The organism is Lysobacter capsici (genome assembly GCF_014779555.2).
GTDB lineage: Bacteria > Pseudomonadota > Gammaproteobacteria > Xanthomonadales > Xanthomonadaceae > Lysobacter > Lysobacter capsici.
This window is the reverse complement of the sequence record NZ_CP094357.1, coordinates 1,967,014-1,982,511: the sequence shown is the minus strand read 5'-3', so window position 1 is coordinate 1,982,511 and position 15,498 is coordinate 1,967,014. Positions and strand designations below refer to the sequence as shown.

General features: G+C 64.6%; 11 protein-coding genes and 4 tRNA genes. 2 read left to right on the top strand and 13 right to left on the bottom strand.

Annotated elements, in window-relative coordinates; translation table 11 throughout:
• The first annotated feature begins 141 nt into the window (after positions 1-141).
• Entirely contained in the window at positions 142-807 is a 666-nt protein-coding gene (locus IEQ11_RS08285; protein ID WP_051547814.1) for an energy transducer TonB, read from the top strand.
• A gap of 600 nt (positions 808-1,407) precedes the next feature.
• Here the strand turns inward: IEQ11_RS08285 and rlmH are convergent.
• From rlmH to IEQ11_RS08225, 12 genes are all read right to left on the bottom strand, one after another.
• On the bottom strand, positions 1,408-1,878 hold the full coding sequence (gene rlmH, locus IEQ11_RS08280; RefSeq protein ID WP_056109240.1) for a 23S rRNA (pseudouridine(1915)-N(3))-methyltransferase RlmH: 471 nt from the start codon (positions 1,876-1,878) through the stop codon (positions 1,408-1,410).
• A 176-nt stretch (positions 1,879-2,054) separates the two neighbouring features.
• Complete coding sequence (locus IEQ11_RS08275) at positions 2,055-2,351, bottom strand: hypothetical protein (RefSeq protein WP_191821899.1); 297 nt, start codon at positions 2,349-2,351, stop codon at positions 2,055-2,057.
• Positions 2,352-2,489: 138 nt separating this feature from the next.
• Positions 2,490-4,481 (bottom strand): SurA N-terminal domain-containing protein, encoded by a 1,992-nt coding sequence (locus IEQ11_RS08270; RefSeq protein ID WP_096414068.1) that lies wholly within the window; start codon positions 4,479-4,481, stop codon positions 2,490-2,492.
• A gap of 384 nt (positions 4,482-4,865) precedes the next feature.
• Positions 4,866-4,942, bottom strand: a tRNA-Asp gene (locus tag IEQ11_RS08265).
• A gap of 115 nt (positions 4,943-5,057) precedes the next feature.
• A tRNA-Asp gene (locus tag IEQ11_RS08260) sits at positions 5,058-5,134 on the bottom strand.
• A 91-nt stretch (positions 5,135-5,225) separates the two neighbouring features.
• Positions 5,226-5,300: transfer RNA gene (locus tag IEQ11_RS08255), tRNA-Val, on the bottom strand.
• A 61-nt stretch (positions 5,301-5,361) separates the two neighbouring features.
• A complete protein-coding gene (locus tag IEQ11_RS08250; protein WP_036110003.1) occupies positions 5,362-5,634 on the bottom strand; it encodes an HU family DNA-binding protein in 273 nt (90 codons plus the stop codon).
• A gap of 239 nt (positions 5,635-5,873) precedes the next feature.
• Positions 5,874-8,306, bottom strand: a complete 2,433-nt coding sequence (gene lon / locus IEQ11_RS08245; RefSeq protein ID WP_036109999.1) for an endopeptidase La — start codon at positions 8,304-8,306, stop codon at positions 5,874-5,876.
• A gap of 660 nt (positions 8,307-8,966) precedes the next feature.
• The gene (gene clpX / locus IEQ11_RS08240; RefSeq protein WP_036109996.1) at positions 8,967-10,256 is read right to left on the bottom strand and encodes an ATP-dependent Clp protease ATP-binding subunit ClpX; all 1,290 of its coding nucleotides are present in this window, start codon (positions 10,254-10,256) and stop codon (positions 8,967-8,969) included.
• A gap of 204 nt (positions 10,257-10,460) precedes the next feature.
• Positions 10,461-11,087, bottom strand: a complete 627-nt coding sequence (gene clpP / locus IEQ11_RS08235) for an ATP-dependent Clp endopeptidase proteolytic subunit ClpP (RefSeq protein ID WP_036110091.1) — start codon at positions 11,085-11,087, stop codon at positions 10,461-10,463.
• Positions 11,088-11,290: 203 nt separating this feature from the next.
• Complete coding sequence (gene tig / locus IEQ11_RS08230; RefSeq protein ID WP_191821898.1) at positions 11,291-12,592, bottom strand: trigger factor; 1,302 nt, start codon at positions 12,590-12,592, stop codon at positions 11,291-11,293.
• 406 nt (positions 12,593-12,998) lie between these two features.
• Positions 12,999-13,084: transfer RNA gene (locus IEQ11_RS08225), tRNA-Leu, on the bottom strand.
• A 260-nt stretch (positions 13,085-13,344) separates the two neighbouring features.
• On the opposite strand from IEQ11_RS08225, the gene pip reads away from it, so the two are divergent.
• Positions 13,345-14,307, top strand: coding sequence for a prolyl aminopeptidase (gene pip / locus IEQ11_RS08220; protein ID WP_191821897.1), 963 nt, complete (start codon positions 13,345-13,347; stop codon positions 14,305-14,307).
• A 298-nt stretch (positions 14,308-14,605) separates the two neighbouring features.
• On the opposite strand, the gene IEQ11_RS08215 is transcribed toward pip, so the two are convergent.
• On the bottom strand, positions 14,606-14,833 hold the full coding sequence (locus IEQ11_RS08215; RefSeq protein WP_157753886.1) for a hypothetical protein: 228 nt from the start codon (positions 14,831-14,833) through the stop codon (positions 14,606-14,608).
• Positions 14,834-15,498: the final 665 nt, after the last annotated feature.

Here is a 15,498-nt window from a genome sequence, read left to right as displayed (position 1 = left end):
ACCAAAGTCGCAAACGAGAACCGCTTGCATTACCGCCCCGCGCCGGCGCAACTTTGTGACACGAGACCGCTTTCTGATTCGACCCCGTTGGCGGTATCCAGTCGTTGTCTGTGATGTGTAGACAATCCAAGGAGGCAGCACATGGTTCGCGCGATCCCTTCCCACTCCACCCAGCTCGACGGCACCCGCATCGCCGCCAACGCCGGCGCCATCGCCTTCAACGCGGCCATGCTGATGTTGATGCTGGTTCCGCTGAGCGCGCCCAGGCTGATTCAAGAACCGATCAGCGAGGCCATCCAGGTCATCCTGGTCAAACCCGAGAAAAAGATCATCGTGCCGCCGCCTCCGCCGCTGCCGGTGCAGCAGGTCGTCCGCGATCCCAAGCCGCGGCCGACGATCCAGCAGACCCAGACGGTCGAACCGCCGCCGATCGTGGTCAACGACACCCCGCAGATCGGCGACGTGCTCGGCTCCGACACCGTGGCCGCGTTCACTCCGCCGTCGATCGACGTCGGCCCGCAGGTGCTCACCGGCGCATCGCTGCAGGCGCTCAGCAGCCCGCCGCCGACCTACCCGCCGCAGGCGGTGCGCGAAAACCTCACCGGCGTGGTCGAACTGGAGATCCTGGTCGGCATCGACGGCAAGCCGATCGACGTGACCGTGGTGCGCAGCAGCGGCCATCGCCTGCTCGACCAGGCCGCGATCCGGGTGGTCAAGTCGCGCTGGAAGTTCCAGGCGGCGATGAGCAACGGCCAGCCGGTCCAGGCCCGCGGCCGCGTGCCGATCGAGTTCAAGCTGGAGCAGTAAGGTTTCTTTCGCGCGTTGAACCAAAAAGCCCGGGCCTTGGCCCGGGCTTTTTTTGGTTCGGGAATGGGGAATCGAGAATTGGGAATCGGGCGTCGATGTTTGCGGCAGCGCGGCGACAACGATGTGTTCTCGCATGACAGTCGAAGGTGCGTAGGGCTGTTGGTGTTGGCTGTTGGTGTTGCCTGATGCCTGATGCCTGATGCCTGATGCCTGATGACGAAAAGTTAGCAGCTAACAATCAACAGATGACGGATGACGGATGACCGATCACCGATGACCGATGACCGATGACCGATAAAGCATTACAGATCACAGATCACGGATGACGGATGACGAATGACGGACGACCGACGACCGACGACGAAGCATCCTCGCATTTGCTCGTCATCCCCGCGAAAGCGGGGATCCAGAGACTTCAGAGTCATGCCTGGATAAAGCCCTGGATCCCCGCCTTCGCGGGGATGACGAGCAAAAACAGACTCGGCAAACCGACTCCCAACTCCCAACTCCCAACTCCCAACTCCCGATTCCCGATTCCCGACTCCCGACTCCCGATTCCCGATTCCCAAATCCCGATTCCCAAATCCCAAACCCCAGCCCTCAGGCCCGGTGATACGGATGATTCACCAGCAACGCCGCCGCCCGATACAACTGCTCCGCCGCCACCAGCCGCACCAACATATGCGGCAAGGTCAGCGGACCCAGCGACCATTGCTCATCGGCGCGCGCCAGCACCTCGGGCGCGTGCCCTTCCGGTCCGCCGATCAGGAACGCGAGGTCGCGCCCCTGCCCGCGCCAATGCTCCAGACGCTGCGCGAGCTGTTCCGAGGTCCACAAGCGCCCACGGCCTTCCAGCGCGACCACGCAAGCGTTTTTCGGCAGCGCGGCGAGCACGCGCGCGCCTTCGTCCTGGGTCGCGCGCACCGCGTCGCGGCCCTTGCCGCGCAGGCCCGGTTCGATCTCGACCAGTTCCAGCGGCAACCAATGCGACAAACGCTTCTGGTACTCGCCGAAACCCTCGGCGACCCAGCGCGGCGCGCGTTCGCCGACGGCGATCAGTCTGCTTTTCATGCGCGCATGGTAGCCAAGCCACCGCGATCGCGCTGACGGCCGCGAGGTCGGGCCGACCGGCCAACATCCGTGAAGGACCGGCCTTCGCCGGCGCATAAAAAAAGCCCGACGGATGCCAGGCCTTTCGTCGTGTAAATCCGAGCCATGCCGAAACCAGCCGATCGACTACGCCGTCCTCAGCGCCGCGGCCTGACTGCAAGGGCGACCAGCGCCGAGGCGATCGCCGGCGAAAACGTCAGGGCCGCGACATAGGCCATCAAGCGTGCCCATGAATCCACGGCCGTCATCGCCAGATACATCACCCAGCCGCCCGCCAATCCACCGATCGCGACGATCAACCAGCGCGCGATACCCAACGCGGCCGCCCATCGGGGCAAGGGACGAAACCGGTGCCAGACCAGCAACAAGGCGCCCAGCACACACAGGCCCTCAACCAGGAAGAAGACGTAGGCCAAGCCCTCGCCGTAATCCACGGCTTATCTCCTCGAATGCGTCGCGCGCACCGCGGAGCGTTATGAAAACGCCCCGCGGCGGACCGTGCGAACCTGCGTGAAAGGCCAGATGGTGCCCGCGATCACCGTCATCCGCGACGGCTCGCAGCCCGCCCGCGCTCAGCGCAAGTTGTCGTCCATCACCTTGATCTGCATGCGCTTGCGCAGCGCCGAGGTCAGCTCGCGGCTTTCGTCGATACCGCCCATCTGGGTGATCTGGGTGCGCAGCATGTCCATCTGCGTCGCCGGAATATCCGACGCCTTGCCCGGCACGACCTTGTTGATCGCGAACAGCACCATGCGGCCATCGGGCAGCCCGGCCTTGCCGGCCGCGACCTTGCCCGCGGCCGGTGCCTTGACCAGGAAGATCGCCTCGCTGACTTCGGGCGTCGGCAGCGGCATGCCGCGGGCGACGTCGGGCAGCGTTTCCGGCGCCGGCAACTGCTTGGACGCGGCGACCGCGGCGATGGTCTCGCCGCCGTTGATGCGCGCGACCAGCGCGTCGGCTTCCTTCTCGGCGGCCTTGGCGGTGCGATCGGCGCGCACCGCGGCGATCACCTTGTCGCGGACCTGAGCCAACGGCAGCGCGCGCTCGGGCGTGTGCGCCACGACCCGGATCAGCACGCTGTGGTCCTGGCCGATATCGATCGGATCGCTGACCGTGTTGTCCTGGATGCGCGCCTCGGAGAACGCCGCGCGGATCACCGCCGGATTCTTGGCGATGCCGGTGTTGCTGGCGGCGTCGCGGGTGATCGGGCCGAGCTTGAGCAGCGGCAGATTCATCTGCTTGGCCGGACCTTCGAGCGTGGTCGGGTTCTTGTAGACCAGATCGACCAGCTTGCCCGAGACGTCCTTGAACGCGTTCTCGCGCAGCGACTCGGTTTCCTCGCGCACCAGCGCCTCGCGCACCTGTTCGAACGGCTGCTGCTGGCCGCTCTTGATCTCGCGCACCAGGATCACGTGCCAACCGCTTTCGTCTTTCACCGGCGCGCTGACTTCGCCGGCCTTGAGCTTGAACGCGGCGGTGTCGAACGCACCGGGAATCGCGCCCTTGCCGACCCAGCCCAGGTCGCCGCCGGCGGCCTTGGAACCCAGGTCGTCGCTGTTGGCGCGCGCCAGCGCGGCGAAATCGGCGCCCGGCGCCTTGGCCTGCGCGGCGATCTGGTTGGCCTTGGTTTCGGCGGCCTTCTGCGCGGCGGCATCGGCGCCTTCGGGCACGTTGATCTGGATGTGCGAGATCTGCCGCTGTTCTTCGGCGAGGAAGCGCTTTTGCTCGTTCTTGTAACGCTCTTGCAGCGCCTGTTCGGTCGGCGGCGCCGGCGGCGGCAGGTTCGCGCCGATCACTTCGACGTATTCGATGTTGACGCTCTCGGGCGCGCGGAAATCCTTGGCGTGGCTGTCGTACCACTTCTGGATATCGGCGGCGGCGACTTCGGAGGTGTCCGCGGCCGGCGCCGGCAGCATCACCAGGCTGACGTCGCGCTTTTCGCCCATCAGCTTGACCAGTCGATCGATCTCGCTGTGGGTGAGGAAGTTGCTCTGGCCGACGCTGCTGGTCAGCAGGCCTTCCATCAGCCGTTCGCGCACGAACTGTTCGAACTGCGCCGGCGTCTGCGCCGGCTGGCGCATCTGCAGGCCGAGCACGTAGCGTTCCTGACTGAACTTGCCGTTGCCGTCCTGGAAGTCGGGAATGCTCTGGATGGTCTTGACCACCAGCGCGTCGCTGACCGCCAGGCCGTCGACGTCGGCGGCGAGCTTGCGCACGCGTTCGTCGATCAACAGCTCCAGCACTTCGCGCTTGCTTTCCAGGGTCTCGAACTCGCGCGCGTCGAACTGCTCGCCCTGCTGGGCGCGGCGACGTTCGCGTTCTTGCTGGAAACGCTCGTCGAACTGCGAGCGATCGATCGACTCGTGCTTCCACAGCATCGAAGCGGGCCACCACGACGGCGCCGAACGCCACCACGTCGGCGCGATCTCGATGCGCGCGACCGCGCTGTCGACGCGCTGCACGAGGTATTGCTCGATGCCGACGAAGGCGAAGGGAATGATCAGCAGTCCCAGGATCACCGTGGCGATCCAGCCAGAGGTCTTGTCGCGAAGTGTCTGCAGCATTGTCCGGGTCGCGTTCAGTCGTAAGCCGGACAGTTTAGCGCGGTTCCGGGCCGTGGGCGGGAGGGGGCGACGTCGGTCGCATTCGCGGGGACGGTCGGGGACCGCCACGCCAGGACGGACGCCAGAGGCTAAGGGCCAGGGGGCGATGCGCCGGGGTTCCGTCCGGCGAATCGGTCGCCGCTGCTGCCCTGCCCGATCCTCGCCGGCCCCGGCCGGATTCAGACCAGGCGCCATCGCGATCCGGACAAACGCCGCCACCACAATCTCGAAGCAAGAAAAAAGGCGCCCGTTGCGGGGCGCCTTTTTAAAACGCAGGCGCCGTTGCCGGTGCCGCGCAAAACCTGGAAAAAACAAAGGCATCGTTGCCGATGCCTTTGGAGAAACTGGCGGAGTGGACGGGACTCGAACCCGCGACCTCCGGCGTGACAGGCCAGCATTCTAACCGACTGAACTACCACTCCGCGCTTTGAAACTTTTGCAGTTAACCCCGAATCCGCCGGCCGGGTCGCGACCGAAAATACAGGGCTCTCACTTATATAAAAACAAAGGCGCCGTTCCCGGCGCCTCTGGCAAAACTGGCGGAGTGGACGGGACTCGAACCCGCGACCTCCGGCGTGACAGGCCAGCATTCTAACCGACTGAACTACCACTCCGCTGCTTTGAAACTTTCGAAGTACGAACCCGACTCGCGTCTTGCTGGGCAATCCGTGTTCAGGCGGACTGGGCGGCAGAAAGACCAGAGTCTGGTGGGTGCTGAGGGTTTCGAACCCCCGACCCTCTCCGTGTAAAGGAGACGCTCTACCGCTGAGCTAAGCACCCGAGCATCTGGGTTCGTTGCTTCGATTCTGCCTTCGATGCGTTGGCATCGTCGGCGAGCTGCTTAGTTTACAGCATCCTTCAGCGCCTTGCCAGCCTTGAAGGAAGGATTCTGCGAAGCCGCGATCTTGATGGTCTCGCCGGTCTTCGGGTTGCGGCCCTGGCGCGCGGCGCGCTGGCGCACCTGGAAGGTGCCGAAGCCTACGAGCGTGACAGTGTCGCCCTTCTTGAGCGCCTTGGTGACGACGTCGATCAGTGCATCGACGGCGGCGGTAGCGTCGGTCTTCGACAGCTCGGCGGTTTCGGCAACGGCGCCTACGAGTTCGGCCTTGTTCATTAGTTTCTTGACTCCCTGTGCGGTGTGACCGCGTGTTCTGAGAATCGGAACGAACGCCGCAGGAGGCGAACGTTCCGATCAAGTGTGCCGTTCTGCAGATTTGTTGTGGGGATGCTGCAGCGCGGTTGCGGTCGTTATACCAGCGGCATTTTGGGGGCGCAAGCTTGAAAGCTAGCTGTGGCGCGGCTTTCAGCGATTTTTATTGCCCCGGGACGATGGATTCCGACCAGCGGCCCGAGTCAGTGCTTGACGTCGGGCTGCGAATTGCTCTTGTTGTTTTCGCGAACCGGAAGTTCGCCTTCGCCGGCGGGCGGCGTCGGCGTGATCGGACGCTCGAGCGCGAGGCCGAGCACCTCGTCGATCCAGCGCGCGGGCACGATGTTCAAACCCTGGGTCACGCTCTTGGGCAGATCGACCAGATCCTTGCGGTTCTCTTCGGGAATGATCACGGTGCGGATGCCGCCACGCAGCGCCGCCAGCAATTTTTCCTTCAAGCCGCCGATCGGCAGCACGCGACCGCGCAAGGTGATCTCGCCGGTCATCGCCACATCGGCCTTGACCGGATTCTTGGTCAGCATCGACACCAGCGCGGTGGCCATGCCGATGCCCGCGCTCGGGCCGTCCTTCGGCGTCGCGCCTTCGGGCACATGCACGTGCACGTCGTGCTTCTGCAGGAACTCCACGTCGATGCCGAGGTGTTCGGCGCGCGAACGCACCACCGACAACGCCGCCGACGCCGATTCCTTCATCACGTCGCCGAGCTGGCCGGTGAGGATCAACTGGCCCTTGCCCGGCACCAGCGTGGCTTCGACCTGCAACAGATCGCCGCCGACTTCGGTCCAGGCCAGGCCAGTGACCAGACCGACTTCGTTCTGCTCTTCGGCGCGGCCGAAATCGAAGCGGCGCACGCCCAGATACTTCTCGAGGTTCTTCGAGCTGATCGTATGCACGCCGTCCTTGCCCTTCTTCGGCTTCGGACCGGCCAGCGCGATTTCCTTGACCACCTTGCGGCAGATCTTGGAGATCTCGCGCTCGAGATTGCGCACGCCCGACTCGCGCGTGTAGTAGCGCACGATATCGCGCACCGCCGACTCGGCGATCTTGATCTCCTCGACCTTCAAGCCGTTGGCCTTGATCTGCTTGGGCAGCAGATAACGCATGGCGATGCTGAGCTTCTCCTCCTCGGTGTAACCCGGGATGCGGATCACTTCCATGCGGTCGAGCAAGGGGCCGGGAATATTGAGCGAGTTGGAGGTCGCCACGAACATCACTTCGCTCAAGTCCAGATCGACTTCGAGGTAGTGGTCGTTGAACGAATGGTTCTGCTCGGGATCGAGCACTTCCAGCAGCGCCGAGGACGGATCGCCGCGGAAGTCCATCGACATCTTGTCGATTTCGTCGAGCACGAACAGCGGGTTCTTGGTGCCGATCTTGTTGAGGTTCTGGACGATGCGGCCCGGCATCGAACCCACATAGGTACGACGGTGACCGCGGATTTCGGCCTCGTCGCGCACGCCGCCGAGCGACATGCGCACGAACTTGCGATTGGTGGCCTTGGCGATCGACTGACCCAGCGAGGTCTTGCCCACGCCGGGCGGGCCGACCAGGCACAGGATCGCGCCCTTCATGTTTTTCACGCGCGTCTGCACGGCGAGGTATTCAAGGATGCGCTCCTTGACCTTCTCCAGGCCGAAGTGATCGGCGTCGAGCACGTCCTGCGCGGCCTTGAGGTCCTTGCGGATCTTGCTGCGCTTCTTCCACGGCACGCCGAGCAGCCAGTCCAGATAGTTGCGCACGACCGCGGCTTCGGCCGACATCGGCGACATCTGCTTGAGCTTGTTGAGTTCGGCCTTGGCCTTGGTCTCGACCGGCTTGGGCATGCCGGCCTCGGCGATCTTGCGCGTGAGTTCGTCGATGTCGTTGGGCGCATCGTCGATCTCGCCGAGCTCCTTCTGGATCGCCTTCATCTGCTCGTTGAGGTAGTACTCGCGCTGGCTCTTCTCCATCTGCGACTTGACGCGGCCGCGGATGCGCTTTTCCAGCTGCTGCACGTCGATCTCGCCGTCGACTAGGCCGACCAGCTGCTCCAGGCGCGCGCCGATGGCGTGGGTCTCCAGGAGCTTTTGCTTGTCGCCGATGCGCACGCCCAGGTGGGCGGCGACAGTGTCGGCCAGACGGCCGGGTTCGTCGATGCCGGCGAGCGTCTGCATCAGCTCCGGCGGCAGCTTGCGATTGGTCTTGACGTACTGTTCGAACAAGCCCATCAGCGAACGCGCGATCGCCTCGATCTCGCGTTCTTCGCGATCGAGGTTCGGCTCGACGATGACGGCCTGCCCCGACAAGGCGCCGTCGCGCTCGATCACTTCGCTGACGGCGACGCGCGAAACGCCCTCGACCAGCACCTTGATCGTGCCGTCGGGCAGCTTGAGCAATTGCAGCACCTGCGCGAGCGTGCCGATCTCGTACAGATCCTCGGCGGCGGGGTCGTCGGTCTCGGCGGACTTCTGCGCGACCAGCAGGATGCGCTTGTCGGATTCCATCGCCTGATCGAGCGCGCGAATGGACTTGTCGCGTCCGACGAACAGCGGGATCACCATGTGCGGGAACACGACCACGTCGCGCAGCGGCAACACCGGCAATTGCAGGATTTCGTGTTCGGTATGGTCTGACATGCGGACTCCAGATGAATACGATCTGCGGCCACTACGGCCGCCATGACCGATTTATGGGGTTGCCGCCTGAGCGATGCAAGCGCGGCGTGTGCAGCGGCGGTCCGTTGTCCTTTAAAACCGTTGTTAATCAGTGGATTGAAGCGTTTTCGGCATGCAAAGCTCCAGCCTTGTCCACAGTCGGCAAGCGCGGACCGGCACGCGGCCGGTAACGCGGGCGCCTGATTCGCACCTTACGCCGTTCTTGACTGAACACACGCCGATCCGGGCGCGGATCGGACAGGTCGGCGGGATGCCGCGGCCCACCATTCATCCCCGGGCCTGGCTGCCTCTGCCGGCGGTGCCGGGATGGTTTCGGGGCTTCCCTGCTTCGCCCATGCCAGTGGCGCCGCCAGCGGTCGCGCAGACCCGATGAATCGCGGCATTCGAGGCTCCGTAAAGCGCCTCACCGCCGATGTTTTCGGCCCAGGTCAGCGCAAGCTGAAAAGCGCCGGGTGTTTGCCGCGGCCTGGGTGATGAAATCCGAGCCCGAGACTGCCTTGCGGGCCAACCACCGCCTCAACGCGTCCCTGATCGCGCGTCCCCACAACGAAAAAGACCAGACGCGAGCGTCTGGTCTTTTCGTTATCGCCCGCGATGGCCGCAGCCTCGCGCTGCCGCCGCTTACTCGGCCGCGGCGACCTTCGGCTGCGCCGGCGGCGTCTGATAGATCAGATACGGCTCGGACTTGTGCTCGATCACCGACTCGTCGACGACCACCTTGCTGACGTTTTCCAGCGACGGCAGTTCATACATCGTGTCCAGCAGCACCGATTCGACGATGGTGCGCAGGCCGCGCGCGCCGGTCTTGCGCTTGAGCGCCTTGCGCGCGATCGCCGCGAGCGCGTCGGGACGGAACTCGAGCTCGACGCTCTCCATCTCGAACAGCTTGCGGAACTGCTTGGTGATCGCGTTCTTGGGCTCGGTCAGGATCGAGATCAGCGCCGCTTCGTCGAGTTCCTCGAGCGTGGCGACCACCGGCAGGCGGCCGACGAACTCGGGGATCAGGCCGAACTTGATCAGGTCCTCGGGCTCGACTTCGGCCAGGATCTTGCCGATCTCGACCTTGCGCTCGCTGCTCTTGACCTTGGCGCCGAAACCGATGCCGCCGGCTTCGGTGCTGCGCTGCTGGATGATCTTGTCCAGGCCCGCGAACGCGCCGCCGACCACGAACAAGATGTTGCGCGTGTCGACCTGCAGGAATTCCTGCTGCGGATGCTTGCGCCCGCCCTGCGGCGGCACGCTGGCTACAGTGCCTTCGATCAGCTTGAGCAGCGCCTGCTGCACGCCTTCGCCGGACACGTCGCGGGTGATCGAGGGGTTGTCGCTCTTGCGCGAGATCTTGTCGATTTCGTCGATGTAGACGATGCCCTGCTGGGCCTTCTCGACATCGTAATCGCACTTCTGCAACAGCTTCTGGATGATGTTCTCGACGTCTTCGCCCACATAACCGGCTTCGGTCAGGGTGGTGGCGTCGGCGATCGTGAACGGCACGTTGAGCAGCCGCGCCAGCGTTTCGGCCAGCAGCGTCTTGCCCGAACCGGTCGGGCCGACCAGCAGGATGTTCGACTTCGACAATTCGACGTCGTCGTTCCTCTGCCGGCTCTCGATGCGCTTGTAGTGGTTGTACACGGCCACAGCAAGCGTGCGCTTGGCGCGCAGCTGGCCGATCACGTATTGGTCCAGCACCTCGAGGATCTCGCGCGGCTTGGGCAGATGACTGCGTGCCGACTGCGCCTTTTCCTCGAGCTCCTCACGGATGATGTCGTTGCAAAGCTCGACGCATTCATCGCAGATGAAGACGCTCGGACCCGCAATCAGCTTGCGGACTTCGTGCTGGCTTTTACCGCAGAACGAGCAATACAGGATCTTGTTGCTGTCGCCCGTGCTGCGTCCTTGTCGATCGTCGGTCATGCTTGGTGGGGTCCGTTGCTGCTCAGTGTGAAGCCTGGTTCTTAATATGCCCAAAAAGCCTTGGCGGCAAGCGCCGCCAACGCTGATTCAGTTATGCCGACCCGAGAATAACACAGCGTCCCCGGCCTACCCTGTCGCGTGGGCCTCGCCCTGGATTCCCAGCGCGATCAAGGGTTTGCGTCATTACCGGGTCCGCGGCCTGACTCAGGACGGCTGCACCGACTCTTCGGGGCGACGGTCCACGACCTGATCGATCAGGCCGTATTCGAGTGCGGCTTGGGCGCTCTTGAAGTTGTCGCGCTCGGTATCGCGGGCGATCGTCTCCAGGTCCTGGCCGGTGTGCTTGGCCAGAATCTCGTTGAGGCGCTGACGCAGGGTCAGGATCTCGCGGGCGTGGATGTCGATATCGGTCGCCTGACCCTGGAAGCCGCCGAGCGGCTGATGGATCATCACGCGCGAATTCGGCAGCGCCAGACGCTTGCCCTTGGCGCCCGAGGCCAGCAGCAAGGCGCCCATGCTGGCGGCCTGGCCGATGCAGATCGTGCTCACGTCGGGCTTGATGTACTGCATGGTGTCGTAGATCGCCATGCCGGCGGTGACCACGCCACCGGGCGAGTTGATGTAGAGGCTGATGTCCTTTTCGGGATTTTCGGCTTCCAGGAACAGCATCTGCGCCACGATGACGTTGGCGACGTGGTCGTCGACGCCGCCGACCAGGAAGATGATGCGTTCCTTGAGCAGGCGCGAGTAGATGTCGTACGCGCGCTCGCCGCGGCTGGTCTGTTCGACCACCATCGGCACCAGGTTCAAGGCTTTGGTTCGGTTGTCCATGTTCAACGGCACCTATTGGCTGACGTAGAAGTGCGCTGATAAACGCAGCGCGGTCCGGCCAACTTGGGGCCGGCCGGACCGCAGCGCAAGAGGCGCGATTGCTAAAAACGTTTTGGCGGTTCCCCGCGCCCGTTCCGGACAGCGTCCGCAACGGGTCCGGAAGCGCCGGCGCGAGCGATCGCGCCGGCCGTGCGCGACGCCGCTCAGTTCGGGCGGATCGCCTCGCTGAACGACAGCGGCTGCTCGGTGTGCTGGGCGCGCTCGGCGATCCAATCGATCACCTGCTCTTCCATCACCCGGTTCTGCAGGCCGGCCATCAGCTGCTGGTCGTTGCGGTACAGGTCGATCACCTGCTGCGGCTCCTCGTAGGTCGAGGCGATCAGGCGCAGGGTCTCGTTGACGCGCTTGGGCTCCAGACGCAGCTCGTTGCGGCGCGCGATCTCGCCGACCAGCAGGCCGACCAGCACGCGCTTGCGGGCGGCGTCCATGTAGTTCAGGTGCGCATCGGCCGGGGCTTCGATCTGACGGCCTTGGCGACGGGCCTGCTCGACGGTCTGCCAGACCATGTCGCGGGCTTCGTTCTCGACCAGCTTGGGCGGCATTTCGACCGACTCGTAGGCGGCGATGAGCTGCTCGCCGACTTCGCGGCGCAGGCGGGTCATCAGCGCGCCCTTGAGCTCGCGCTCCAGGTTGGTGCGGATGTCGTTGCGGAACTGCTCGACATCGCCGCTCTTCACGCCGAAGCTCTTGATGAAGGCCGCATCGACCTCCGGCAGCACCGGCTCGGACACGTGGTTGAGCTTGAGATGCACGCTGGCCTTCTGGCCGGCCAGCTGCGGCGCGCGCCAGTCGGCCGGGAATTCGACCTCGGCGACGGTTTCCTCGCCGGCCTTGACCCCGATCATGGCGTCTTCGAGCGGCTTGAACATCGATTCCGAGCCGATCTGGGTGCTGCCGTACTCGGCGCCCTCGGCCGGCAGGCGTTCGTCGCCGACCTGGCTCCAGGTTTCCAGCTCGACCACGTCGCCGGCCTGGGCCGGGCGCTCGACCGTGGTCAGGGTGCGGCGCTGCAGGCGCAGGTTCTCGATCATCGCGTCGATGTCGGTGTCGGTCACTTCGGCGGTGTGGCGAAGGACCTGCAGCTTGCTCACGTCGATGTCGCCGAAATCCGGCACGACTTCGAAGGTGGCGATGTACGACAGCGTTTCGCCGCCCTCGGCGGCCGGCTCGATGCGCGGGTTACCGGCGATCTGCAGCTTTTCCTCGCGCACGGCGTTGCTGAAGCTTTCGCGCAGCAGGCCGTCGAGGATTTCGGCGCGGACCTGGGCGCCGAAGCGCTGCTCGATCACCTTGGTCGGCACTTTGCCGGGACGGAAGCCCTTGATCTTGGCGTCGCGCGCGATTTCGCGCAGGCGGCCACCGACCTGGGTTTCCAGATTTTCGGCGGGGAGGCTGAAGGTCAGACGGCGTTCCAGCGAGCCCAGCGATTCGAGCGAAACTTGCATATCCACTCCTGCGACCGCGGCACCTGCCGCGGCGACGATGTTGATGATCCTGTCCGGCCGCTGGCCTGGGCGGCAGCAGTCCCGGTCAGCGGAACTTGCTAGTTTGGCCGATAAAGGCCGCCGCTGCCAGCGTCAACGGCCGCCGGATCGGCCTTGGGCGGGGTTTTGCGGGCGATTGGTCGCGTTTTGGCGATCGGGATGGGGGTACGGACGCTTTGGGTGGGACGCAGGCGGGCGGCGGCGCGGCCCTGGCAGGGCCAATCCTGTCTCGGTGGGGCGCTGGAGGCTGAGACTGACCGCGGGATTCGCCGCAACGAGCGGCCCTGATGCCACAACGGGGAAAGCCCCGGCCGGAATCGCCTGCCATTGGGGCGTTCGAGGCGGATGGCCTTCAGGCCAGACGCCTTGGTGCGAAAGGCGGGACTCGAACCCGCACGGGGGTTACCCGCTGGAACCTAAATCCAGTGCGTCTACCAATTCCGCCACTTTCGCGCAGCGCCGGCATCGAAACGAGGCGGCCGGCGCATTCTAGCCGGCGCGCGGCGAAAAATCGCCCCGCGATCGCGGTGGCCGGGACGATCGGCGCGCCCCCGGCCTACGCTGCGACCACAAACGCCGCAGCCCACCGCACCCGCCGGCCGCCGCCCTGGTCCGACACCGCCGCGCACTCGTGCGTGATCGCCACCGAGCCCGCAAAGACACCCGCGCGACCGCGCGGCTATGCTCGGCGAAACCCAACGGAATCCCTTCCCGTGCGCGAACTGTTTCCCGAGATCGAGCCCTACCGCACTCACCGTCTGGCCGTGGACGACCTGCACGAGCTGCATATCGAAGAATGCGGCAATCCCGACGGCCTGCCGGTCGTGTTCCTGCACGGCGGGCCGGGCGCGGGCGTGTCGCCGTATCACCGCCGCTTTTTCGACCCGAGGCGCTATCGGATCGTGCTGTTCGATCAGCGCGGCGCGGGCAAGTCGACGCCGCACGCGGAATTGCGCGACAACACCACCCAGCATCTGGTCGCGGACATCGAAACGATCCGCGAGCATTTCGGCATCGAGCGCTGGGTAGTGTTCGGCGGTTCGTGGGGCTCCACCCTCGCCCTCGCCTACAGCCAGGCCCATCCCGAACGCACGCTCGGCCTGGTGCTGCGCGGCATTTTCCTGGGACGGCCGGGCGAACTGCGCTGGTTCAACGAACTCGACGGCGGCGCGCGCTGGATCTTCCCGGAACGCTGGGCGCACTACCTCGCCCACATTCCCGAAGCCGAACACGACAATCTGACCGAAGCCTATTGGCGCCGGCTCGACAGCGACGATCCGGAGGTGCGCCTGGCCGCGGCGCAGGCGTGGGGGTACTGGGAAGGCGGCAGCACCACCTTGATCCACGATCCGAACGAAGCGGGCAATTTCGAACAGCCGCAGGTGGCGATCAGCGTCGCGCGCGCCGAGGCGCATTACTTCCGTCATCAGGTGTTCCTGCAGCCCGATCAGCTGCTGCGCGATGTCGATCGCATCCGCCAGATTCCGGCGACGATCGTGCAAGGTCGCTACGACATCATCTGTCCGGCGAAGAGCGCGATCGACCTGGCCGCGGCGTGGCCGGAAGCCGAACTCAAGATCGTCCTGGCCGGACACAGCGCGGCGGATCCGGCGATCGTGGATGCGCTGGTCACCGCGACCGATGCGCTCGCGGATCGCTTCGCTACCGCGCGATAGGTGAAGTGCCGCCAGGTCAGGCGCGCAATGAAACGCAACGTCAGTATTTGCGCGAAATCCCAGAGCGTCGCGATCGAGTGAATGGAATCGCGGCGCCGATCGTGCGGCGCCGACGGCTCGATCGAACTGATGCATTCCGCCCCATGCAACCAATCGCTCGCTCCGACAGCACGATGAGTTGGCGCAAACAAAAAGGCCCGGCATCTGTGCCGGGCCTTTTCGATTCATGGGACCGTCCAGGATTCGCGGCGACATGACTGTCGCCACGCACCGACCGGAACGGCCCGCATGATTACGATCAGAAGATGCAGTGCCCGCCGCCGATCGGGCATGCCTTGACGAACACCCACTTGTGGCTGCTGCAGGTGTAGTAGTACCTCCAGCTGCCCTGCACGATGGTCGTGGTGGCGCCGTTGGGATTGCAGTACTGGCCGCCCACCTGCGCGCTCGCGGTGCCGCCGGCGCCGATCGCCAGACCCGCCGCGAACACCACGGCCGCCATCTTCTTCATCATAGTCCGATTCATTCCTTGCTCCCTTTGCATAACATGATGTCGCTGGAACGATTCGCGGGCATTCGCGGCCGCATGCGAATGAAACTCGCGACCGCGAATGGCAGCACGGACAGCCAGCGATTCTGTCCGTAGTCGGGTACCGGTGCTGTCGTGGGGGCGACGAATGAATCGGCGGAGTTCAGACCTGGACACGTGACGAACAGGGATAGCCGATTTTTCGGCCGTTGTGCGCGGTTGGCGTCTGTCGATCACGTCCAAAGCGTGATGCTCATCGACACTTTTATCCGTAGCTCCATCGAATGGATATTCGCGGACCATCACGCTTGCGACACCCACACATTCGACGAGGCCATCGGCTGCTCCGGCTATCGTGGATGCGTTGGCGATGGCGGCGGATCGAATGATCGATGGGTTCTGACCGAGTCCGCTCGACCTTCGGATCGATCATCACTGCCTCATCGCTGCGAACAAAACCGGTCTTCTGCGGCCGATTCCGATTCGTCAGAAATGCAGCAATACGCATCGCCACTTGCCCGCAGCGAACAAAGAAAAAAGCGACCGCAGTAAGCCAAGCGTCTTTCCATTTCGACGATCAGCCGCCGCATGACTGCGCCGATGCGATGACACATGCGTCTATCGATCGAACATTCAGCCGCGAAATGCGAAGAGCGCAATCG